The 23,853-nt window shown below is 74.6% G+C and carries 8 protein-coding genes; 3 read left to right on the top strand and 5 right to left on the bottom strand.

Features of this window, described 5'->3' with window-relative positions:
- Positions 1–29: 29 nt before the first annotated feature.
- The gene (locus tag ACIP37_RS18130) at positions 30–1,031 is read left to right on the top strand and encodes a 2-hydroxyacid dehydrogenase (protein WP_363629427.1); all 1,002 of its coding nucleotides are present in this window, start codon (positions 30–32) and stop codon (positions 1,029–1,031) included.
- Between the two features lie 359 nt (positions 1,032–1,390).
- Positions 1,391–3,244: a glycoside hydrolase family 15 protein gene (locus tag ACIP37_RS18125; protein WP_363629429.1), complete on the top strand. Its 1,854-nt coding sequence runs from the start codon at positions 1,391–1,393 to the stop codon at positions 3,242–3,244.
- Positions 3,245–3,393: 149 nt separating this feature from the next.
- Here the strand turns inward: ACIP37_RS18125 and ACIP37_RS18120 are convergent, their stop codons facing one another.
- Positions 3,394–4,467, bottom strand: coding sequence for a hypothetical protein (locus tag ACIP37_RS18120; protein ID WP_363629431.1), 1,074 nt, complete (start codon positions 4,465–4,467; stop codon positions 3,394–3,396).
- A gap of 257 nt (positions 4,468–4,724) precedes the next feature.
- On the opposite strand from ACIP37_RS18120, the gene ACIP37_RS18115 reads away from it, so the two are divergent.
- Entirely contained in the window at positions 4,725–7,901 is a 3,177-nt protein-coding gene (locus ACIP37_RS18115) for a BTAD domain-containing putative transcriptional regulator (protein WP_363629432.1), read from the top strand.
- A gap of 83 nt (positions 7,902–7,984) precedes the next feature.
- Here ACIP37_RS18115 and ACIP37_RS18110 read toward each other — a convergent pair whose 3' ends face one another.
- The 4 genes from ACIP37_RS18110 to ACIP37_RS18095 all read right to left on the bottom strand — a co-directional run bounded on the left by ACIP37_RS18110 (position 7,985) and on the right by ACIP37_RS18095 (position 23,851).
- Positions 7,985–8,221: a hypothetical protein gene (locus tag ACIP37_RS18110; protein WP_363621049.1), complete on the bottom strand. Its 237-nt coding sequence runs from the start codon at positions 8,219–8,221 to the stop codon at positions 7,985–7,987.
- Between the two features lie 135 nt (positions 8,222–8,356).
- A complete protein-coding gene (ddaH, locus tag ACIP37_RS18105; protein ID WP_363589311.1) occupies positions 8,357–9,169 on the bottom strand; it encodes a dimethylargininase in 813 nt (270 codons plus the stop codon).
- An 87-nt stretch (positions 9,170–9,256) separates the two neighbouring features.
- Positions 9,257–10,579, bottom strand: a complete 1,323-nt coding sequence (locus tag ACIP37_RS18100; RefSeq protein ID WP_363629436.1) for an MFS transporter — start codon at positions 10,577–10,579, stop codon at positions 9,257–9,259.
- Between the two features lie 6 nt (positions 10,580–10,585).
- Positions 10,586–23,851 (bottom strand): amino acid adenylation domain-containing protein, encoded by a 13,266-nt coding sequence (locus ACIP37_RS18095; protein WP_400844088.1) that lies wholly within the window; start codon positions 23,849–23,851, stop codon positions 10,586–10,588.
- Positions 23,852–23,853: the final 2 nt, after the last annotated feature.

Raw genomic sequence — 23,853 nt, 5'->3', positions numbered from 1 at the left:
GGAGCGGACCACTCGCGGAAGGGCAACCGATGGAGATCCTCGCGTACGGGGTGCAGGCCGACGAACGGCCGCTGCTGGAACAGGCCTTCGCCGGCCGGCACGGGCTGCGCTGCCTGAGCATGTTCCTCAACCGCGACACCGCCCCACTCGCCGCCGGCTACCCGGCCGTCAGCAGCAGCGTCAACGCCGTCCTCGACGCCGAGACCCTCACCGTCCTCGCCGCCGGCGGCACCAAGCTGATCGCCCAACGCTCCACCGGCTTCAACAACATCGACCTCGACGCCGCCGCCGACCTCGGCCTCACCGTCGCCCGGGTCTCCTACTACAGCCCCTACGCCGTCGCCGAACACGCCTGGACGCTGGCCCTGGCCGTCAACCGCCGGATCGTCCGGGCCGCTGGACGCAGCCGCGAGTTCGACTTCCGCCTCGACGGCCTCCTCGGCCGGGACGTCCACGGGATGACGGTCGGCGTCATCGGCACCGGCAAGATCGGCGAGTGCTTCACCCGCATCGCGGCCGGCTTCGGCACCGAACTGCTCGGCTGGGACATCGCCCGGAACCCGGCCTGCCTCGACCTCGGCATGACCTACACCGAACTGCCCGAACTCCTCACCCGCGCCGACCTCATCAGCCTCCACGTCCCCCTGCTCCCCGCCACCCACCACCTGATCGACGCCGCAGCGCTGGCGCGGATGAAGGACGACGCCATCCTCGTCAACTCCAGCCGCGGCGGCCTCATCGACAGCGCCGCCCTCGTCGAGACCCTGCGCGCCGGGCGCCTGTCCGGCGTCGGCCTCGACGTCTACGAGGAGGAAACCGGCGTCTTCTTCACCGACCGCTCCATCGAAGGCATCACCGACGACGTCCTCGCCCGCCTCGTCACCTTCCCCCAGGTCCTCGTCACCAGCCACCAGGCCTACTTCACCCACACCGCCGTCGGCCAGATCATCGACGCCACCGCCCGCAACATCGACGACTACGCCGCCGGCCGGACCAGCGAGAACACCCTCGTCCCGGCCTCCCGCAGCTGACCCAGCGCCGGCCGGGGACGGAACGGGCGCAGCAGACCGCTCCGGCTCGGGAGCCCGGGCCTCCTCGCCACAAAGCCTCAAGCTTCACATCGCGGCGCCGACTCCGGGACCGGGGCTCCCGTGGAGCAGGGCGCTCCGTCCCTCCCGGAGTTCTCGAGCACCGTTGCCGAACCGTTGGGACTCTCGTCGAGGACGACCGCCCGAACAGCCACTTACCAGCACTTCTAGCGTGCCTGCGCACACGACCGCGCACACGACCGCGCACGGATCGGCTCCCCGGTGGCGGTTGTCCTCCCCTCGCGTATCCGTCGGACCGGGCAGAGAGTGGAGGGAGTGGGCTTCAGGGAGGCTTGATGGTCATGGACCGGTACCCGCCCATCGCCGAGCATGGCCTTGTCGGCGACCTGCAAACCGCTGCTCTGGTCTCTTCCCGGGGAGTCGTCGACTGGTTCGCCACCCCCCGGTTCGACTCGCCGAGTGTCTTCGCGGCCCTGCTGGACCACGACCGCGGCGGCTATTTCCGCTTCGCCCCCGTGGAGGAGTCCACCACCTGCAAACAGCTCTACTACCCGGACACTGCGGTCCTGGTGACCCGGTTCATGTCACCCGACGGGGTCGGTGAGGTCTTCGACTTCATGCCGCCGGACCGGATGGGTACGCCCACCGACCGGCACGTCCTGGTCCGCGGGGTGCGGGCCGTACGCGGCACGGTGCGCTTCACCCTGGAGTGCCGGCCGCGCTTCGACTACGGCCGGGCGACCCACGAACTCGACCTGCGCGACAACACCGCGGCCTTCCGGGCACCAGGCATCGCCGCACACCTGCAGAGCACCGTGCCACTGCGGCCGGACGGTGCCGAGGCCCGGGACGTACGGGGGGAGATCACCCTGAACACGGGCGAGCACGCGGCGGCCGTGCTGACCGTCCACGGACCGGACGGTGAGCCGCCGCCTCCGCTGACCCAGGGCGGGGTGTCCGAGCAGTTGTGGGAGGTCGTCGACTTCTGGCAGCGCTGGGTGCGCGGCTCCCGCTACCGCGGCCGGTGGCCCGGGATGGTCAACAGGTCCGCCATCACCCTCAAGCTGCTCACCTACGCCCCCACCGGCGCCCCGATCGCCGCGGCCACCATGGGCCTGCCCGAGCAGGTCGGCGGGGAGCGCAACTGGGACTACCGGTACACCTGGGTCCGCGACGGCTCGCTGTCCGTACGGGCGCTGCTCGACCTCGGATTCGTCGAGGAGGCCGCGCAGTTCACCAGTTGGCTGGGCGAGCGGCTGGGCGACCGCCTGCGCGGCATGGACGGTGTCGAGGGAGAACCCCTCCAGGTCATGTACCGGGTCGACGGTGACCCCGAGCTCACCGAGGAGATCCTCGAACACTTCGAGGGCTACCGCGGCTCGTACCCGGTGCGGGCCGGGAACGCCGCCGCCGACCAGCTCCAGCTCGACATCTACGGCGAGGCGCTCTACGCCCTGGCGGAGGGCCAGGAGATCAACATGCGGGCCGGTTACCACGGCTGGAAGAACCTCGCCCGCACGCTGGACTGGCTCGCCGACTCCTGGGACCGTCCCGACGAGGGCGTCTGGGAGACCCGCGGCGGACGCAAGGACTTCACCTTCAGCCGGGTGATGTCCTGGGCGGCCTTCGACCGGGGTCTGCGGCTGGCGGCCGACTTCAGCCGTCCCGCCGACACCCTCCGCTGGACCGCCGCCCGCGACGCCATCCTCGAACAGGTGATGGAACGCGGCTGGAACGAACGGGAACAGGCCCTCACCCAGTACTACGGCGGCGACGTCCTCGACGCCTCGCTGCTGCTCATCCCCAGGGTCAGGTTCCTGGCCCCCCGGACGGAGAGCTGGCTGAAGACGCTCGACGCGATGGAGCGCACCCTGGTGTCCGACAGCCTGGTCTACCGCTACGACCCCACGGCCTCGCCCGACGGCCTGCGCGGCTCGGAGGGCACCTTCAGCCTCTGCACCTTCCTCTACGTCGACGCCCTCGCCCGGGCCGGGCGCCTGCGGGCGGCCCGCTACGCCTTCGAGAAGATGCAGACCTACGCCAACCACGTCGGCCTCTTCGCCGAGGAGATCGGTCCCAGTGGCGAGCAGCTGGGCAACTTCCCTCAGGCGTTCACCCATCTCTCGCTGATCATGGCGGCCACCACTCTCGACGACACCCTGGACAGGGCCCTTGACCGAGAGCACGGCTACTGACCGGACACCCTGCGGTTCTGCCAGAGCGGAGCCCCCTTGGGGACGGTGATCCCGGCGATCTCGATGTCGGCCAGTGTGGTTTTCTGGGGCGCCCTCGTTCCGGCCTCGCGCAGCTGACCCACAGTTCGGTCAGGCAGACGGCCCGGGGCTCAGCCGTGTTTCGACTCCGGCAGGCGGGCGCAGGGGGCGCCGTCCGGGGTGTCGGGGGCGGTGGTGTCCCAGGCCCGCAGGGCCGTGAGGGCGGCGGCGCGGGCGGGGGCCGTCGGGCGGACGCCCTCCGGGGCGAGCAGGAAGTCGGCGACCGGGGTGAGCAGCAGGGTGGCGGGTCCGGCCGGGAGGAGGCGGGCCTCGTCCCACTGGTGCCGGATGACGGTGCGGCGCAGCAGGGTGCCGTGCCGCGGCCGGAGCGGGCGGGCGAGGGATTCGCGGCGGCGGAGTTCGGGGGCGACCTCGGCCTCCAGGACGGTACGCACGCCCCCCAGGGAGCCCAGCGGCACGTGTTCGGCGGCGAGGTCGAGCAGCGCGACGGCCTCCGGGGCGAGCCGGTAGGCGGCGACCACGGCGGCGGTCTCGACGGGCTCGAAGGACTGCCGGCCCAGGCGGGCCACGTCGATCACGTCACCCGCCCGGAAGGCGCGGCCGAGTCCCTCCTCCGCGAGGGCGATCAGGCACTCGACGTGGTCGTCGGCCGCCAGGTAGGGCCGGACCGGGACGGTGGCGAGGTCGCCGGTGAGCGCGGCGGTGCCGAGCCGGACCTGGTACCACGGGTCGAGCAGCGGGTCCTCGGCCGGCCAGCGCAGGGTGACGGAGGTGTGCCGGGGGCGCTCGCCGATCAGGGTGACCTCCACGGACTCCACCGGGTGTTCGGTGACCAGCCGGCTGACGGCCTGCCAGAGCGCGGCCTCGGTGGGGCTGACGAGGGTGAGCTCGCCCAGCGGCCGGGGCAGGTCGGACGGGTAGTAGCCGGCCAGCGGGAGGTCGCGGATCGGGCGCACCCCGGTGGCGTCGGCGAGGTCGCGGGCGATCCGGGCGTAACAGTCGGCCCGGTCGCGGGCGCGCTGAAGTTCGGCGCGGGCGTGCTCGCCCATCCGGACGTCCTCCCGGACGAGCGCGGCGAGCACCAGGTAGGGGAGGTCGCGGGCGCCGCGGGCGCGGTGGAGCAGTTCGACCGGTCCGGCGACCGGGTCGACGTCGAGCAACCGGTAGAGCAGGTCGGTGTTCACTGGCGTCGGCCTCCGAGAGACGTGGTGGTCGCCCGGGCGGCGGCACCCGGGGGGTGTGGCGGGCCCGGCGGGTCGTACCGGGCCGACGGCTGGGGCCACACCAGTGATTGTGACGGTGGGCGATCAACACCGGATCACTACGGGGTCGACGATCCCTCGACAGCCCACCGGCTGGCGTGGGTTGATAGTGACTCATCAATCGGGGGGCAGACGCGTGCGTGGGCGGGGGCGGGCACATGAAGCGGGCAGGTGCACGAATGGGTGATTTCCGGTTCTCGGTGCTGGGGTTGATGAGAGCGCAGTGCGGCACGACCGTGCTGAAGGTCGGCAGTCCCCAGCAGCAGGCGATGCTGGCGGTGCTGCTGCTCCGGCCGGGGCACGGCGCGAGCGCCACGGACCTGATCGACGCCCTGTGGGGTGAGGAGCCGCCGAGCACCGCGGTGACGACGGTGCGGACGTACGCCTGGCGGTGGCGCAAGATCCTGCACGGCGACGAGCCGGACGCGCCGACCGTGCTGACCTCGGTCGGGGACGGCTACCGGCTGGTGCTGCCCAAGCACTCCGTGGACGCGGCGCAAGGGGAGGAACTGGCGGCGCAGGCCGAGCGCACGGCGGCCGCCGGACAGCCGCAGCAGGCGCGTGACCTGCTGAACCAGGCGCTGGAGCTGTGGCAGGGCGAGCCGCTGGCCGGCATCCCCGGCCCGTTCGCGCAGCGGCAGCGCCAGCGGTTGCAGGAGCTCCGGCTGACCCTGCTGGAGGAACGGATCGCCCTGGATCTGACGCTGGGCCGCTTCTCCCGGTGCATCCCGGAGCTGACCGCGCTGACCACCGAGCACCCGCTGCACGAGCGGGCGTACGGGCTGCTGATGCGCGCGCTGTACCAGGCCGGGCGGCAGGCGGACGCGCTGGCGGTGTACCGGGGCGTGCGTCAGTTGTTCCTGGACGAGCTGGGGGTGGAGCCCGGGGCCGACCTGGACCAGCTGCACCGGCGGATCCTGGAGGGCGACCTGTCGCTCGCCGCCCCGGCGCCGCCCGTGGCGCTGCTTTCCAGCCCGGTGAAGCCGGCCGGGCCCGGGCCCGAGGCGCAGGATCCGCCGGACGGCCCCGCGGCGGCGGGTGCGCCCGCCGCGCCCGCCGGCACCAGCACGGCGTCGCCCAGACCGGCCCAGCTGCCGCCCGACGCGGCGGACTTCACCGGCCGCACCGTCCTGGTCGAGCGGCTGGGCGAGGCCCTCGGCGCCCCGGACCAGCAGGCGCTGGTGATCGCGACCGTGGTCGGCATGGGAGGGGTCGGCAAGACCGCGCTGGCCCTGCACGTCGCCCACCGGGCCCGCGACGCCTACCCCGACGGGCAGCTCTACGTCGACCTGCGGGGCGCCGACACCACGCCGGCCGACCCGGAGGCGGTGCTCAGCAGCTTCCTGGTGGCGCTCGGCGTGCCGGCCGACGGGGTGCCCGAGGGGCTGGACGCCCGCTCGGCGCTGTTCCGCTCGGTGGTCGACGGCCGGCGGCTGCTGCTGGTGCTCGACAACGTCCACGACACCGCGCAGATCAGACCGCTGCTGCCGGGCGCGGTCGGCTGCGCCGTACTCACCACCAGCCGTACCCGGCTCTCGGGCCTGCCCGCGTCCGTCCAGGCCGACCTCGGCGTGTTCGAGCCGGCGGAGGCGCTCGAACTGCTGGGCCGCACGATCGGCGGCGAGCGGCTGGCCGCCGAGCCGGAGGCCGCCCGGGAGCTGCTGCTCGTCTGCGGCCACCTGCCGCTCGCGGTGCGGATCGTGGCGGCCCGGCTGGCCGCCCGGCCGAGCTGGACGGTCCAGACGCTGGGCCGCCGGCTGGCAGTCGAACGGCGGCGGATCGACGAGCTGCGCATCGGCGACCTGGCGGTGGAGGCCGCCTTCGAACTGAGCTACCGCCAGTTGACGCCCGCCCAGGCCCGGGCGTTCCGGCTGGCCGCCTCGGTGGACGGCCCGGACATCGGGCTGCCCGCCGCGGCCGCCCTGCTGGACCTGGACGAGTACGACGCCGAGGACCTGCTGGAGTCCCTGGTGGACGTGGCGATGATGGAGTCGCCGTTCCCCGGCCGCTACCGCTACCACGACCTGCTGCGCGCCTTCGCCCGGCGGCGCCCGGACCACCCGGGCGCGGCCGTGGAGGCCCGTGACCGGCTGCTGGACCACCTGCTGGCCACCGCGTGCGCGGCCTTCCAGCACGCCGTCCCGGGAGATCCGGCCGCCGGTGCGCTCGGGCCGGCCCGCAGCGCGGGCGTGGACCTCGGCGGCCCGGACGGCGCCCGGGCCTGGGCCGAGGCGGAGGGTTCCGGGGCGATCGCGCTCGCCGCCCAGGTGGCGTGCTGGACCGTCGCGGACGACGCCGCGCCGGCCCCGGCCGACGGCGCGGCACCGGACCCGTTGCGCGCCGCGATCGACCTGCTGATCGCGCTGACGCCGTTCGTCCTCGCCCCGCCCAGCCGCCAGCTCGCCAGTACGGCGGAGGCCCTGGCCGCCGCCGCGGACCACCACGCCGACCACCGGGCAGCTGGTCGGGCGCACTTCCTCCGCGGCAACGTCGCCCTGGCCGCCACCCGGTTGGAGGAGGCCGAGGCGGCCTCCCGGCTGGCGGTGGCCGCCTCCCGCTCGGCGGGCGACACGGTGATCCTGCGCCAGGCGCTGAACGACCTCGGCCTGGTCTGCCAGTTCCTCAGCCGCTACGACGAGGCCGTCGGGCACTACGACGAGGCGCTGCTGCTGGCCCGCGAACTCGGCCACCGCTCCGGGGCGCTGGTGACGACGGTGAACGCCGCGTTGGCCCGGGTGCGCAGCGGGCGGGCCGCCGAGGCCGTGCCGATCTGCCACGAGGCGCTGGCCGAGCTGCGGACCCGGCACGACGATCCCGGCCGGGCGTACACGCTGTACGTGCTGGGGCTGGCGCTGCACGGGCTGGGGCGGCACGAGGAGGCCGTCACCTGGTTCGGCGAGTGCCTGGCGGTGGCCTCGGCGGCCGGGCTGCGGGCCCGGGCCGCGCACGCCCGCTACCGGATGGCGGACAGTCTGCGCTCGCTGGGTCGGACGGACGAGGCGCTGGAGCACGCCGGGCAGGCGCTGACGCTGTGCGAGGAGCTGGGGGCCGAGCGGGACCAGGGCCAGGCGCTGGTGGTGCTGGGCCGAACGCTGGCGGACCTCGGGCGAGAGGCCGAGGCGTGGGGCCGGCTGCGGGAGGCGCATCGGATCTTCGTCCGGCTGGGGCTGCCGGAGGCGGAGGAGGTGGCGGGGCTGCTGCCCCGGGGGGAGGGTCCGAACGCTTCGGCCGCTACGGCTGCTTCGGCTTCTTCGGCTCCGTCGACGTCGTCGGCTCCGTCCGTCCCGGACGGGCGTCGGGGCGGTGGCCGGGGGGCGTCGGGCGCTCCGGTGACGAGCTGCGGGCCGGGCCGCTGACGAGCTGATGACCGGTCACTGAAGAATCGATCCTGCCGCTTTCCGGTGCGGTCAGGAGCCAGTGCGGTCAGGAACTGGTGCGGTCAGGAGCCGGTGCTGTTCCAGTCGCCGGTGCTGCCGTGGACGGTGCCGGTGGGGCTGGGCTGGGCGGGGGTGGGCGTCGGCGTCGCGTCGCCGCTCACCACCGTCGCCGTCCCGGTGCCGGCCGTCTCCGCCACGGCGGCCGTGGCGGAGAGGCCGGCGCCCAGGGCGACGACCACCCCGAGACCGACCGTGAACAGCCGGAGGCGGGTGGGGGCGGTGGCCGGACGCTGCGTCATCTCTGGTGCTCCCTTGGCTCGCTTCCCCGGTGGGAAGGGCTTCCGTCGTGGTGTGCCACCAGTCTGGCCGGGAGCGTTCAACGGCGGATCTACAGCCGAGCACCACTGATCACGGCCTCCCGTCGAGGCCGTCGTTCAGGCCGCCGCGCGGATCTCCAGGGTGCAGCACTTGACGCTGCCACCGCCCTTGAGCAGCTCGCTGAGGTCCATCCCGATCGGCCGGAACCCGCGCTCCCGCAGCCGCGCGGCCAGGCCGACGGCCGCCTCCGGCAGCACCACGTGCAGGCCGTCGCTCACGGCGTTGAGGCCGAACACCGCCGCGTCGGCGCCGTCCACCAGCAGGGCGTCGGGGAACAGCCGGCGCAGGACGGCACGGCTGCCGGCCGAGAAGGCCTCCGGGTGGTACATGATCTCGTCGCCGTCCAGCACGGCCAGCGCGGTGTCCAGGTGGTAGAAGCGCGGGTCGACCAGCTCCAGGCCGATCACCGGGCGCCCGAAGAACTCCTGGGCCTCCGCGTGCCCGTCGGCCACGCTGCGGAAGCCCCGCCCGGCCAGCACGGAGCTCGCGGTCAGCAGCAGGTCCCCCTCGCCCTCGTTGACGTGCTCCGGATCGCGCGTCTCGAAGCCCCGGGCGCGGAACCACTCCAGGTAGGCCGGGCCCTCGGCGGCCCGCTCGGCGTTGCGGAAGCGGGCGCCGAGCACCTTGCCGTCCACCACGGTGGCGCCGTTGGCGGCGTAGACCATGTCGGGCAGGCCCGGGATCGGGTCGATCAGGTCGACCCGGTGGCCGAGCTCGCCGTAGAGGGCGTGGAGCCGCTCCCACTGGGCGACGGCGAGGTCGGTGTCGACCGGCTTCGCCGGGTCCATCCACGGGTTGATCGCGTAGGTGACCTCGAAGTGGGTCGGACGGCACATCAGGTAGTGGCGCGGGCGGGCGGTGCGGGTCATGGGAGGCTCCATGGGTCGGGAGGGAAGGTCAGGCAGGTCAGGTCAGGTACGGGCAGGGCTGGCGGTTCGGGTGCTGCGGCGGTCCGGTCAGGAGACGGGACGCCCGGGGCGCTCGGGCAGCTCGGGCAGCTCGGGCCGCTCGGGGAAGTCGCGCAGGCTCCGCAGCGGGCTCGCCAGCAGCACCCCTCCGGCGGAGAGCAGCACGCCCGCCATGATCCAGATGGTGGTGCGGGCGCCCAACGCCTCGCCGAGCCAGCCGCCGGCCAGGGCGCCGACGGGGATCGCACCGTAGTTCAGGGTCGCCGCGCTGGCCCGGATCCGGCCGATCATCTCCGGCGGGCAGTAGGCCTGGTTGAAGCTTCCCGCCAGCACGTTCCCGGCGATCACCCCGCCCACCGCGACGGCCCAGGCGAGCGCGCACACCGCCAGCGGCAGCCGCTCCCCCGCGAGCGGCAGCAGGAGGATGAACGGCGCCACCACCAGCTCGCAGAGCAGCAGTCCGCGCGCGCTGCCGAGCCGGCGGGCGATCCGCCGGGCCAGCGTCGCCCCGGCCAGGCCGCCGACGCTGACCACCGCGAACACCATGCCCACCGCGCCCGGTTCGACGCCGACCGACCGGATCAGGAACACCGTCTGCACCGCCTGGATGCCGTTCAGCCCCAGGTTGCCGACGGCGCCGAACAGTGCCAGCGTCCGCAGGTACGGGTCGTGCGCCAGGAAGCGCACCCCGTCGCCGATCTCCCGCAGGAGGCCGCGCCGCGCGGACCGCGGCGGCGGCTGCTCGACCGTCCGGATCCGGCTGACGCAGATCGCGGAGACCACGTAGCTGACGGAGTCCGCGAGCAGCCCGCTGGCCGCGCCGAACGCCTGCGCCAGCAGACCGGCCACGCCCGGCCCCGCGATGTCGGCCGCGGAGGCGCCGGAACGCAGCTTGACGTTGCCCTCCAGCAGGTCCTCCTTGCCGACCAGGGTCGGCAGCACGGCCCCGTAGGCGGTGGAGAAGAACACCTTCACGGCTCCGGTGAGCAGGGCCACCACCACCAGCTGCGGCATGCCGAGCACGCCCAGCCAGCCGGCCACCGGGACGCTCGCGAACAGCAGGAGCAGCAGCAGGTCGCAGACCAGCATCACCCGCAGCCGCGGCCAGCGGTCGACCCAGGCGCCGGCCGGCAGGCCGAGGAACAGCCAGGGCAGCCAGGCGGCGGCGTTCAGCACACCGACCGCGAGCGGGCCGGCGTCCAGCGTGACGACGGCGACCAGGGCCAGTGCCACGCTCCCGACGGCCGTGCCGAGACCGCTGGAGGTCTCACCGATCCAGAGCCGGCGGAAGTCGCCGTGGGCCCACAGGCCCCACCGGCCGCGGGGCGGTCCGGTCGGCGGTGCGGCGGGTGCGGGGACGGTGGTGGTCATCGCGGATCACACTCCAAGCTTCTCGGCGAGCACGGCGGCGATCCGTGCGAGGGACTCCGGACGGGTCAGGTCGCCGTGCCCGCAGGCCAGGCGGTGGCTCTCGATCCGGCCGTCCAGATAGGGCCGCCAAGCCTGCTCGTACGGCCAGTCGGCGGGCTTGGCGAGGGTGGCGCCGAAGAACACGGCGTCGCCCCGGTACTGCTCGGGCAGGTGCTCGGCCATCAGCTTGCGGTGCCGGTCGAACACCTCGGGCAGGACGTCCGCGGCCTCGCCGAGCACGGCCGCCAGGTCGGCCTGGCCGCTGCCGTCCGCCGGGTCGTAGCCCAGCGAGCGCAGCAACTCGGCCAGCGTGTCGGCCGGTTCGGTGGTGGGCGGGGCGGCGTCCGTGCGAACCGCCGGGGCGCCGTCCAACAGGGCCAGCAGGCCGACCGGCGCGCCCTCGGCCCGCAGCCGGACCGCCATCTCCTGGGCGACCACCGCGCCGAAGGACCAGCCCAGCAGGTGGTACGGGCCGGACGGGTGCACCGCGCGGATCTGCCGCACGTAGTCCTCGGCGATCTCGGCGACGCTCGCCGGCGCCCCGCCGCGCAGGCCACGGGCCTGGAGGCCGTACACCGGCAGCTCGGGGTCGAGGTGGCGCAGCAGCCCGGAGTAGACCCAGCTGATGCCGGCCGCCGGGTGGACGCAGAACAGCGGGGCCCGGTCGCCGCCGGTGCGCAGCGGCAGCAGGACGTCCAGGGCGTCGGCCGCCGGGCCCTGGTCGAGCCGGCGGTCGAGCCCGGCCACGGTCGGCGCCTCGAACAGCGCCCGCATGCCGAGGTCGACGCCGAGGGCGGTGCGGATCCGGGAGAGCAGCTTCATGGCGAGCAGGGAGTGTCCGCCGAGGTCGAAGAAGCCGTCGTCGATACCGACCCGCTCCAGGCCGAGGGTCTCGGCGAACAGTGTGCACAGCAGGCGCTCCCGCGGGGTGCGGGCCGGGCGGCCGGCCGGCAGGGCGGCGAAGTCCGGTGCGGGCAGAGCGCGGTGGTCGACCTTGCCGCTGCCGGTCAGCGGCAGGGCGGGCAGCGCGACGAAGGCGGCGGGCACCATGTGGGCGGGCAGGGACTCGGCGGTGAAGGCCCGCAGCCCGGCCGGGTCGAGCGGACGGTCGGTGACCAGGTAGGCGACCAGCCGGCTGCCGCTGTCGTCCGGTCGGACGACGGCGGCGGCGACCTCCGGGTGGCGGGTCAACGCCTGCTCGATCTCGCCGAGTTCGATCCGGAAGCCACGGATCTTCACCTGGTCGTCGGTGCGGCCCAGGTATTCCAACTCGCCGTCACGGGTGCGGCGGACCAGGTCCCCGGTACGGTACATCCTCGTACCCTCGGCGAACGGGCTGGCGACGAAACGCTCCGCCGTGAGCGCCGCGCGACCCAGGTAACCGCGGGCCAACCCGGCCCCGGCGAGGTACAACTCCCCCGGAACACCGGCCGGCACCGGATTCAGGTGCTCGTCCAGCACGTACCCGGCAGTCCCGGCGACCGTCCGGCCGAGAACCGGCCGGTCCGCGCCGTCGAGCGGCTGCACCAGCGCGTCCACGGTGCACTCCGTCGGACCGTACAGGTTGTACGCCCGAGTCCCCGGCGCCTCCCGCAACCGCGTCCACAGCGCCTGACCGACGGCCTCACCGCCCAGCAGCACGAGCTTCGGGGCGGGGGCGTCGAGCAGTCCCTCCTCGACCAGTTGGGCCGCGAAGGACGGGGTCGAGTTCACCACGTCGAGGCCGTGCGTGCCGACGTGGCGGACCAGGGCGGCTGCGTCGAGGCGCAGGTCGTCGCCGATCAGGTGCAGCTCGTGCCCGGCGACCATCCACAGCACGCCGTCCCACGAAGCGTCGAAGCACAGCGAGGCCGTCAACGCGACCCTCCGCCGCTCCTCACCCGCCATCAGCTCCATCCGGTGGCCCGCCAGCAGAGCCGCGAGACTCCCATGCGACACCACCACGCCCTTGGGGCGACCGGTGGAGCCCGAGGTGTAGATCACATACGCCGCATCCGCCGACTCCAGCCGACGGCTCAGACTCCCGTCCGGACCGGGCACATCCGTGACATCCAGAACGGACAGCCCCGCCAGCACCTCCGGCAACGGCCAGCGCCCGTCACTCAGCACCAGCACCGGCGCCGCATCCTCCAGCGTGTACGCCGTCCGCTCCGCCGGGTACGACGGGTCCAGCGGCAGGTAGACGCCACCGGCCTTCAACACCGCCAGCAACCCCACCACCGACTCCACCGAACGCGGCAGCGCCAACGCCACCACCGACCCGGGGACCACCCCGGCGGCGATCAGCCGGTGCGCCAACCGGTTCGCCCGCGCGTCCAGCTCCGCGAAGGTCAACGCAACGCCCCCGTGGACCAGCGCCACCACCTCCGGAGTCGCCACGGCCTGAGCCTCGAACACGGCCGGAACCAACGGCACCTCCACCGCCAACGGCACTACCCCGCCCAGCAGTTCGACCCGCTCGACCGGGGACAGCAGCTCCGCCCGACCGATCGGCTGGTCCGGCTCGGCCGCCACGGCCGCCAGCAGCCGGCCGAGCCGGAGGGCGATCGCCTCGGCCGTCTCCCGGTCGAAGAGGTCGGTGGCGAAGTCGATCACGCACTCCAGGCCGGCCGGTGCACCGTCCGCGTCGAAGGACTCGCCGATGCCGACGCTCAGGTCGAACTTGGCGACCGCGCCACCGGACGGCTCGACGGAGACGTCCAGACCGGCCGCGTCGAGCGGCGCCGCGTCGCCGTCGCCCTGCATCACCAGCATGACCTGGAAGAGCGGGTGGCGGGCCAGCGAGCGGGCCGGGTTCAGCTCCTCCACCAGCCGCTCGAACGGCACGTCCTGGTGTGCGTGCGCGTCGAGTTGGGTCTCCCGGACGCGGGCCAGCAGTTCGGTGAAGCTCGGATCTCCCGAGGTGTCGGTGCGCAGCACCAGGGTGTTGACGAAGAAGCCGACCAGGTCGTCCAGCGCCTCGTCGGACCGCCCGGCCACCACCGAACCGATCGGCACGTCGGTGCCCGCGCCGAGCCGGGTGAGCAGGGCGGCGAGGGCGGCCTGGACGGTCATGAACATCGTCACCCGCTGCGAGCGCGCCAACGTCACCAGTTCGCGGTGGAGTTCGGCGCCCAGCGGATGGACGATCCGGTCGCCGCGGTGGCTGGCGACGGCGCCCCGGGGGCGGTCCGCCGGGAGCGCCAGCTCCTCCGGGAGGTCGGCCAGCGCGTCCCGCCAGTAGGCGAGTTGGCGACTGAGGAGGCCGCCCTGGGCCTGGCCTTCGCCTTCGCCCTCGCCTTCGCCTTCGCCGAGCAGCTCACGCTGCCAGAGCGCGTAGTCCGCGTACTGCACCCGCAGCGGCGTCTGCTCGGGCGCGGCGCCCGCCACCCGCGCCGCGTAGGCCGCGGCGAGATCGCGCAGCAGCGGGCCCATCGACCAGCCGTCACCGGCGATGTGGTGCAGCACCAGGACGAGCAGGTGCTCGTCCCGGCCGGCCGGGATCAGGTGGGCCCGGATCGGCAGTTCGGCGGCGAGGTCGAACGGGCGCGAGGTGCAGGCCTCCGGCGCGGTGCCGCCGGGCAGCAGCTCGACGGGGACGCGGGCCGCCTCGGCCGGTCGGATCCGCTGGTACGGGGTTCCGTCCTCCTCCTCGATCACCGTGCGCAGGCTCTCGTGCCGGGCCACCAGGTCGCCGAGGGCGAGCTCCAGGGCCGCGGCGTCCAGCTCGCCCGTCACGCGGAGCACGAGCGGCAGGTTGTAGAGGGCGCTCGGGCCTTCCATCCGGTCGATGAGCCAGAGCCGCTGCTGCGCGAAGGACAGCGGCACCCGCTCGGGTCGCTCAGCGCGGACGGTCAGCGCGAGCCGGTCGCAGCCCGCGTCGAGGCGGCCGGCGAGCCCGGCCGCGGTCGGCGCCTCGAAGACGTCCCGGATGCCCAACTCCGCACCCAGCACGGACCGGACCCGGCTCAGCAGCCGGGTGGCGAGCAGCGAGTGCCCGCCCAGCGCGAAGAAGTCGTCCTCCACGCCGACCGCGTCCAGGCCCAGCACCTCGGCGAGCAGGCCGCACAGGATCTCCTCCTGCGGGCTGCGGGCGGCCCGGCCGCCGGACGCCGCCAGGGCGGCGAAGTCCGGTGCGGGCAGAGCGCGGTGGTCGACCTTGCCGCTGCCGGTCAGCGGCAGGGCGTCGAGCGGCACCACGGCGGCGGGCACCATGTAGCCGGGCAGCGACTCGCCGGCGAACCGGCGCAGCGTGTGGGCGAGTTCGGGGGCGGCGGCGCCGTCCACCGCGCAGTAGGCGACCAGCCGGCGGTCTCCTTCGCAGCTCTCCCGAACGGTCACCACGGTCTGGCGGACGGCGGGGTGGCGGGTCAACGCCTGCTCGATCTCGCCGAGTTCGATCCGGAAGCCACGGATCTTCACCTGGTCGTCGGTGCGGCCCAGGTACTCGATCCCACCGTCGCGGGTACGACGGACCAGGTCCCCGGTGCGGTACATCCTCGTACCCTCGGCGAACGGGCTGGCGACGAAACGCTCCGCCGTGAGCGCCGCGCGACCCAGGTAGCCCCGGGCCAGACCGGCCCCGGCGAGGTACAACTCCCCCGGAACACCCGCTGGCACCGGGTTCAGGTGCTCGTCCAGCACGTACCCGGCGGTCCCGGCGACCGTCCGGCCGAGCACTGGCCGGTCCGCGCCGTCGAGCGGCTGCACCAGCGCGTCCACGGTGCACTCCGTCGGACCGTACAGGTTGTACGCCCGGGTCCCCGGCGCCTCCCGCAACCGCGTCCACAGCGCCTGACCGACCGCCTCACCCCCCAGCAGCAGGAGGCCCGGCGCCGGTGCTTCCAACAGTCCTTCTGCCAGGAGCTGTTCGGCGTACGAAGGGGTGACCTCCAGGACGCCGATTCCGGCCTCGCGCACGTGGCGGACCAGCAGGGCGGCGTCCCGGCGGACCTCGTCGCCGATCAGGTGCAGCTCGTGCCCGGCGACCATCCACAGCACGCCGTCCCACGAAGCGTCGAAGCACAGCGAGGCCGTCAACGCGACCCTCCGCCGCTCCTCACCCGCCATCAGCTCCATCCGGTGGCCCGCCAGCAGCGCCGCGAGACTCCCGTGCGACACCACCACCCCCTTGGGGCGACCGGTCGAACCCGACGTGTAGATCACATACGCCGCATCCGCCGCGCCCAGCCGACGGCTCGGACTCCCCTCCGGACCGGGCACATCCGTGACATCCATAACGGACAACCCCGCCAGCACCTCCGGCAACGGCCAACGCCCGTCACTCAACACCAGCACCGGCGCCGCATCCTCCAGCGTGTACGCCGTCCGCTCCGCCGGATACGACGGGTCCAGCGGCAGGTAGACACCACCGGCCTTCAACACCGCCAGCAACCCCACCACCGACTCCACCGAACGCGGGAGGGCGAGGGCCACCACCGACCCGGGGGCCACCCCGGCGGCGATCAGCCGGTGCGCCAACCGGTTGGCCCGCGCGTCCAGCTCCGCGAAGGTCAACGCGACGCCCCCGTGGACCAGCGCCACCACCTCCGGAGTCGCCACGGCCTGAGCCTCGAACACGGCCGGAACCAACGGCACCTCCACCGCCAACGGCACCACCCCGCCCAGCAGTTCGGCCCGCTCGACCGGGGTGATCAACGGGAGCAGCCCGATCCGGGTGTCCGGCCGCTGGACGGCCGCCGTCAGCAGCCGCGCGAAGTGGCGGACGACCGTCTCGGCCGTCTCCCGGTCGAAGAGGTCCGTCGCGAAGTCGAGCGCGCAGTCGATCCCGGCGGGTTCGCCCTCCGGGTCGAAGGACTCCTGGGCGATCAGGTTGAGGTCGAACTTGGCGACTCCGGTGGCCGCCGGCAGCGCCTCGCCCCACAGGCCGGTGGGCGACGCGTCGGCCTGCTCGTTGTTCTGGAGCACCAGCATGACCTGGAAGAGCGGGTGGCGGGCCAGCGAGCGGGCCGGGTTCAGCTCCTCCACCAGCCGCTCGAACGGCACGTCCTGGTGCGCGTAGGCACCGAGGTCGGTCTCCCGGACGCGGGCCAGCAGTTCGGTGAAGCTCGGATCGCCCGAGGTGTCGGTGCGCAGCACCAGGGTGTTGACGAAGAAGCCGACCAGGTCGTCCAGCGCCTCGTCGGACCGCCCGGCCACCACCGAACCGATCGGCACGTCGGTGCCCGCGCCGAGCCGGGTGAGCAGGGCGGCGAGGGCGGCCTGGAGGGCCATGAACACCGTCACCCGCTGCGAGCGCGCCAACGCGACCAGTTCGCGGTGGAGTTCGGCACCCAGGAGTTGCGACACCCGGTCACCGTGGTGGCTGGCGACGGCGCCCCGGGGGCGGTCCGCCGGCAGCGTCAGCTCCTCCGGGAGGTCGGCCAGCGCGTCCCGCCAGTAGGCGAGTTGGCGGGCGGCCAGGCTCTCCGGATCGACCTCCTCGCCGAGCAGCTCTTGCTGCCAGAGCGCGTAGTCCGCGTACTGCACCGGCAGCGGCGCCCGATCGGGCGCGGTGCCCGCCGCCCGGGCCTCGTAGGCCTCGGCGAGATCGCGCAGCAGCGGGCCCGTCGACCAGCCGTCGCTCGCGATGTGGTGCAGTACCAGGACCAGCACGTGGTCCTGGTCGGCGGTGCGCAGCAGGACGGCCCGGAGCGGGAGTTCGGTGGCCAGGTCGAAGGCCCGGCGAGAGGCCGCGTCGACGGCCTCGGCGACCTCGTCGGCCGGGCAGTCCCGGACGTCGAAGGGCACCGCCGCCGCGTCGGCCGGGCGGATCAGCTGGTGGGGCTCGCCGTCGGTCTCGACGATCACCGTGCGCAGGCTCTCGTGCCGGGCCACCAGGTCGCCGAGGGCGAGTTCCAGGGCCGCGGCGTCCAGCTCCCCGGCCAACCGCAGGGCCAGCGGCGAGTTGTAGAGGGCGCTCGGGCCTTCCATCCGGTCGATCAGCCAGAGCCGCTGCTGCGCGAAGGACAGCGGCACCCGCTCGGGCCGCTCGGCCCGGGCGCTCAGCGCGAGCCGGTCGCAGCCCGCGTCGAGGCGGCCGGCGAGCCCGGCCGCGGTCGGCGCCTCGAAGACGTCCCGGATGCCCAACTCCGCACCCAGCGCGCCCCGGACCCGGCTCAGCAGCCGGGTGGCGAGCAGCGAGTGCCCGCCGAGGGCGAAGAAGTCGTCGTCGGCGCCGACCGCGTCCAGGCCGAGCACCTCGGCGAGCAGGCCGCAGAGGATCTCCTCCTGCGGGGTGCGGGCGGCCCGGCCGCCGGCGAGGGCGGCGAAGTCCGGGGCCGGGAGCGCGGCACGGTCCAGTTTGCCGTTGGCGTTCAGCGGCAGGGCGGGCAGCGGCACGATGGCGGCCGGGAGCATGTAGCCGGGCAGTGTCTCCGCGGCGAAGGCGCGCAGTCCGGCCGGGTCGAGGGGGCCGTCGGCGACCACGTAGGCGACCAGGCGCAGGCCGCTGTCGTCGGGCAGGACGGCGGCCCGGTGCACCTGCGGGTGCGCGGCCAGGACGCTCTCGATCTCGCCGAGTTCGATCCGGAAGCCGCGAACCTTGACCTGGTGGTCGGTGCGGCCGAGGTACTCCAGCTCGCCGTCGCGGGTGCGGCGGACCAGGTCCCCGGTGCGGTACATCCTCGAGCCCGCCGCGAACGGGCTGGCGACGAAACGCTCGGCGGTCAGCCCCGGCCGATTCAGGTAACCCCGGGCCAGCCCGGCCCCCGCCAGGTACAGCTCCCCGGGGACGCCGACCGGCACCGGGTTCAGGTACTCGTCCAGCACGTACCCGGCGGTCCCGGCGACCGTCCGGCCGAGCACCGGCCGCTGGGTGCCGTCGAGCGGCCGGGTGAGGGCGTGCACGGTGGACTCGGTGGGGCCGTACATGGTGTGGCCGGCGGTCAGCGGGGACGCGCACAGCCTGCTCCACAGGCCCTGGCCGATGGCCTCCCCGCCGAGCAGCAGCAGCTTCGGCGCGGGCTCCTCCAGCAGGCCCTCCTCGACCAGTTGCTCGGCGTACGAGGGGGTGACGTGCAGCGTGTCGATCCCGGTCTCGCGCACGTGGCGGACCAGCAGGGCGGCGTCCCGGCGGACCTCGTCGCCGATCAGGTGCAGCTCGTGCCCGGCGACCATCCAGAGCACGACCTCCAGCGAGGCGTCGAAGCAGAGCGACGCGGTCAGCGCGGCCCGCAGCCGGCCGTGCGCCGCCTCGGCGTCCGCGATCATCGTGGCCCGGTGGCCGGCCAGCAGGGCCGCGAGGCTGCGGTGCGGCACCAGCACGCCCTTGGGGCGGCCGGTCGAGCCGGAGGTGTGGATCACGTACGCGGCGTCCGCCGCGTGCAGGCGGGGCCGCGGGTCCTGTGCCGGGCCGGGCTCGTCCGTGACGTCCAGGACGGGCAGGGCGGCCAGCAGTTCGGGCAGCGGCCAGCGGGCGTCGGTCAGCACCAGGGCGGGCGCGGCGTCCGCGAGCATGTGCGCCGTCCGCTCCGCCGGGTACTCGGCGTCCAGCGGCAGGTAGGCGCCGCCGGCCTTGAGTACCGCCAGCAGCCCGACCACCGTCTCCGCCGAGCGCGGCAGGGCGAGGGCCACCACCGATCCGGGGGCCACCCCGGCGGCGATCAGCCGGTGCGCCAGCCGGTTGGCCCGCGCGTTCAGCTCCGCGAAGGTCAGCGCGGTGCCCGCGTGGACCAGCGCCACCGCCTCCGGGGTGGCCGCGGCCCGGGCCTCGAACACGGCCGGGAGCAGCGGCGGTTCCCCGGCCGACGCGGGGCCGGCCGTCAGCGCGGCCCGCTCGGCCTCGGGCAGGACCTCGGCGGCGGTGACGGTCAGGTCCGGGTCGGCGGCGGCCTGCCGCAGGATCAGGACCAGCGCGGCGCCCAGCCGTTCCGCCGTCTCCCGGTCGAACAGGTCGGTGGCGTACTCCAGCCCGCCCGCGAGCCCGCCCGGGGTCCCGTCCGCGCGGTGGCGCTCGGTCAGCGACAGCTTGAGGTCGAACTTGGCGGTGCCGTAGTCGACGGGCTCCTCCGCCGCCGCCACACCGGGGAAGGACGGTCCGGCCTCGGCGGCGGTGGCGAAGGTCAGCATCACCTGGAACAGCGGGTGCCGGGCCAGCGAGCGGACCGGGTTGAGCTCCTCGACGAGGCGCTCGAACGGCGTGTCCTGGTGCTCGTACGCCGCGAGGTCGGTGTCCCGGACGCGGCGCAGCAGTTCGGCGAAGCCCGGCCGGCCGGAGAGGTCGGTGCGCAGCACCAGGGTGTTGGCGAAGTAGCCGACCAGGTCGGTGACGGCCTCGTCGAGGCGGCCGGCGACCGGAGTGCCGATCGGCAGGTCGGTACCGGCGCCGAAGCGGTGCAGCAGGGTGGCGTAGGCGGCCTGGAGGACCATGAACAGGGTCGCGCCGTGCTGGGCGGCGAGCTCGCCGAGGCGGGCGTGCAGTTCGGCGTCGAGTTCCAGCGGGACGACGGCGCCGCGGTGGGTGGCGACCGGCGGCCGGGGGCGGTCCACGGGCAGCGGCAGCTCCTCCGGCAGGTCGGCCAGCGCGGCGCGCCAGTAGGCGAGTTGGCGGGCGGCCAGGCTCTGCGGGTCGTCCTCGTCGCCGAGCAGGGCGTGCTGCCAGAGCGCGTAGTCGGCGTACTGGACGGGCAGCGGCTCGCCGTCGGGGGCGCGGCCGGCGAGCCGGGCCCGGTAGGCGTCGGTGAGGTCGCGGTAGAGCGGGCCCAGCGAGGCGCCGTCCCCGGCGATGTGGTGCAGGACGAGGACCAGGACGTGCTCGTCCGGGCCCTCGGGCCGCAGGTAGGCGTGCAGGGGCAGGTCGGCGGCCAGGTCGAAGGTGTGGCGGGCGAGTTCGTCCACCGGCCGGTCGGTGGTGGTGAGCAGCGGGGCGGTCGGCCCGTCGAGGACGTGCTGGTGGGGGGTGCCGTCGTGGACGGCGAAGACGGTGCGCAGGGCCTCGTGCCGCCGGACGGTGTCGCCGAGGGCGTCGGCCAGGGCGGCGGGGTCGAGCGGGCCGCGCAGCCTCAGGGCGAGGGTCACGTTGTAGGTGGCGGCGGGGCCCTCGGCCTGGGCGAGGAACCAGAGGCGGCGCTGGGCGAAGGAGAGCCGCACCCGGTCGGGCCGGGGGCCGGGCCGCAGCGCCGGGCGGGCCGGGGCGGGCACGTCGGCCGCGCGGTCGGCGAGCCGGTCGGTGAGCCCGGCGACGGTGGGGGCCTGGAAGAGGTCGCCGATGGCGAGTTCGATGCCGAGTTCGGCGCGGGCCCGCCCGGTGAGGCGGGTGGCGAGCAGCGAGTGGCCGCCGAGGGCGAAGAAGTCGTCGTCGATGGTGATGTCGTCGATGCCGAGCAGGTCGCCGAAGAGCTCGCACAGCGCCCGTTCGCGCTCGTCGCGGGGCTCGCGGCCGGTGCCGTCGGCGGCGACGTCCGGGGCGGGCAGGGCCCGGCGGTCGACCTTGCCGTTGGCGTTGAGCGGCAGCGCGTCGAGCAGGACGACGGCGGCGGGGACCATGTAGCCGGGCAGCGTGGTGCCGGCGAAGGTGCGCAGCTCGGCCGGGGTGAGCGAGGCGTCGGCGGTGCAGTAGGCGACCAGCCGGGTGTCGCCGGGGCGGTCCTCACGGGCGATCACGATGACCTGGCGCACGGCGGGGTGGCGGGAGAGCGCCGCCTCGATCTCGCCGAGTTCGATCCGGAAGCCGCGCAGCTTGACCTGGCCGTCGATCCGGCCGAGGAACTCCACGGCGCCGTCGGCGCGCAGCCGCACCAGGTCGCCGGTGCGGTACATCCTCTCCCCGGGCGCGTACGGGCAGGCGACGAACCGCTCGGCGGTCAGCCCCGGACGGTTCAGGTAGCCCCGGGCCAGCCCGGCACCGGCGATGTACAGCTCTCCCGGGACGCCGGGCGGGACGGGGCACAGCCGGGCGTCGAGGACGTAGCTGCGCATGGCGTCGAGCGGGCCGCCGATCGGCACCCGGGGGCCGTCGAGGTCGGCGTGGACGAGCGGGTGGTGGGTCGCGAAGGTGGTGGTCTCGGTGGGCCCGTAGACGTGGGCGAGCAGCAGGTCGGGGCAGGCGTCCAGGACGCGCCGCATCAGGGTGCCGGAGGCGGCCTCGCCGCCGGTGCAGACGACCCGCAGGGCGGCGAAGGTCTGCGGGGCCTGCTCGGCGACGAGGTCGAACAGGGCTTTGGTGAGGAAGACGGCGGTGACGTCGTGGCGGGTGGTGACGGCGTGCAGGGAGGTGGCGTCGAGGGCGCCGGGCGGGGCCACCACGACGGTGCCGCCGGCCAGCAGGGGCGTCCAGATCTCGTAGGTGGCGGCGTCGAAGGCGTGCGGGGAGTGCAGCAGGACCCGCTCGTGCCGGCCGTCCTGCCAGCGCCGGTCGGCGGCGAGGTCGAGGACGTCGCGGTGGCGGACGGCGACGCCCTTGGGGCGGCCGGTGGAGCCGGAGGTGTACATCGCGTAGGCGAGCTGGTCCGGGTGGACGGGCACGCCGGGGCGGTGGGCGGGGGCGGCCGCCTCGTCGCCGGGGCGGACCACCACGGCCCGGTGCGGGAAGCCCGGGTCGGCGCGGTCGGTGAGCAGCACGGGGGCGCCGGTGTCGGCGAGCACGTCGGTCATCCGCTCGGGCGGCAGGCCGGGGTGCATGGGCACGTAGCAGCCGCCGGCCTTGAGGATCGCCAGGGTGGCGACGACGACGTCGACGGAGCGCTCCATCAGCATCGCGACGGGGGTCTCGGTGCCGACGCCGAGGGCGATCAGGTGGTGGGCGAGGCGGTTGGCCCGGGCGTCGAGTTCGGCGTAGCCGAGGGTGCCGCCGTCGTGGGCGAGGGCGGTGGCGTGCGGGGTGCGGTCGGCCTGGCGCTCGAAGGACTCGGCGAGGGTCCCGGGCCGGCCCGGGGCGCCGGTGGCGTTCCACTCGGTGAGGATGCGGGTGCGCTCCTCGGGGGCGAGGACGTCGAGGGTGGCGATGGGGGCGTGCGGGTCGGCGGCGGCACCGGTCAGCAGCAGGCCGAGCCGGTCGGCCAGGGCGGCGACGGTGGTGTGGTCGTAGAGGTCGGCGGCGTACTCGATCGAGCCGGTGAGCCCGGCGGGGGCGCCGTCGGGGCCGTGGCGTTCGGCGATGCCGATGTTGAGGTCGAACTTGGCGACCCGCAGGCCGATCGGTTCGGGTGCGGACTCCAGCCCGGGCAGGTCGAGTTCGGCGTCCTGTCCGTGGTTCTGGAGCACCAGCAGGGTCTGGAACAGCGGGTGGCGGCCGAGGGCGCGGGTCGGGTTGAGCTCCTCGACGAGGCGCTCGAAGGGGATGTCCTGGTGGGCGAAGGCGTCGAGCTGGGCCTCCCGGACGCGGCCGAGCAGCTCGGCGAAGCTCGGGTCGCCGGACGTGTCGGCGCGCAGCACGAGGGAGTTGACGAAGAAGCCGACCAGGTCGTCCAGGGCCTCGTCGGCGCGGCCGGCGAGGCCGGTGCCGAGCGGGACGTCGGTGCCGGCGCCGAGCCTGGTGAACAGTGCGGCCAGGCCGGCCTGGAGGACGGTGAACAGGGTGGTGCGGTGCGCGCGGGCGAGGTCGAGCAGGGCGCTGTGCAGGTCGGCGCCCCAGGTGAGGTCGACGGAGTCGGCGGCGCCGGTGGGGGCGGGCGGCCGGGGGCGGTCCGTCGGCAGCTCCAGTTCCTCCGGGAGGCCGGCCAGCGCGGTTCGCCAGTGGTCGAGTTGGCGGGCGAGCAGGCTCTCGGGGTCGCGCTCGTCGCCGAGCAGGTCGCGCTGCCAGAGCGCGTAGTCGGCGTACTGGACGGGCAGCGGCTCCCAGTGGGGGGCGCGGCCGACGAGCCGGGCCCGGTAGGCGGTGGCGAGGTCGCGCAGCAGCGGGCCGAGCGACCAGCCGTCGCCGGCGATGTGGTGCAGGACGACGAGCAGCACGTGCTCGGTCGGAGCGAGGGTGAACACCGTGACCCGGATGGGCAGTTCGCGGCTCAGCTCGAAGGTCTCGGCGGCGGCCGCGTCCCGGCGGGCGGGGTAGTCGTCCGGTGCGCAGTCCACGACCAGGAAGCGCGGCTGCGCCTCCTCGGCCGGCAGGATCTGCTGCACCGGGACTCCCCCGGCCACCGGGAACACCGTACGCAGGGCCTCGTGCCGGGCGACCACGTCCACCGTCGCGGCGCGCAGCGCGGCGGTGTCGAGCTCGCCGCGCAGGCGCAGGGCGAACGGAAGGTTGTACAGCGCGGTCGGCCCCTCGATCTGGTCGATCAGCCAGAGACGCTGCTGTGCGTACGAAACCGGGATCACGG

Source organism: Kitasatospora sp. NPDC088861 (assembly GCF_044750105.1).
Taxonomy (GTDB): Bacteria; Actinomycetota; Actinomycetes; order Streptomycetales; family Streptomycetaceae; genus Kitasatospora.
Note: the sequence above shows the minus strand (reverse complement) of the source record. Positions and strands in the feature narration are given on the sequence as shown.

What these genes read in the sequence shown, in the direction of transcription:
- ddaH (WP_363589311.1), bottom strand. Translation starts at nt 9,169, where the DNA reads ATGACCCGCACCGCCCGCCCGCGCCACTACCTGATGTGCCGTCCGACC.
- ACIP37_RS18100 (WP_363629436.1), bottom strand. Translation starts at nt 10,579, where the DNA reads ATGACCACCACCGTCCCCGCACCCGCCGCACCGCCGACCGGACCGCCC.
- ACIP37_RS18130 (WP_363629427.1), top strand. Translation starts at nt 30, where the DNA reads ATGGAGATCCTCGCGTACGGGGTGCAGGCCGACGAACGGCCGCTGCTG.
- ACIP37_RS18110 (WP_363621049.1), bottom strand. Translation starts at nt 8,221, where the DNA reads ATGACGCAGCGTCCGGCCACCGCCCCCACCCGCCTCCGGCTGTTCACG.
- ACIP37_RS18125 (WP_363629429.1), top strand. Translation starts at nt 1,391, where the DNA reads ATGGACCGGTACCCGCCCATCGCCGAGCATGGCCTTGTCGGCGACCTG.
- ACIP37_RS18115 (WP_363629432.1), top strand. Translation starts at nt 4,725, where the DNA reads ATGGGTGATTTCCGGTTCTCGGTGCTGGGGTTGATGAGAGCGCAGTGC.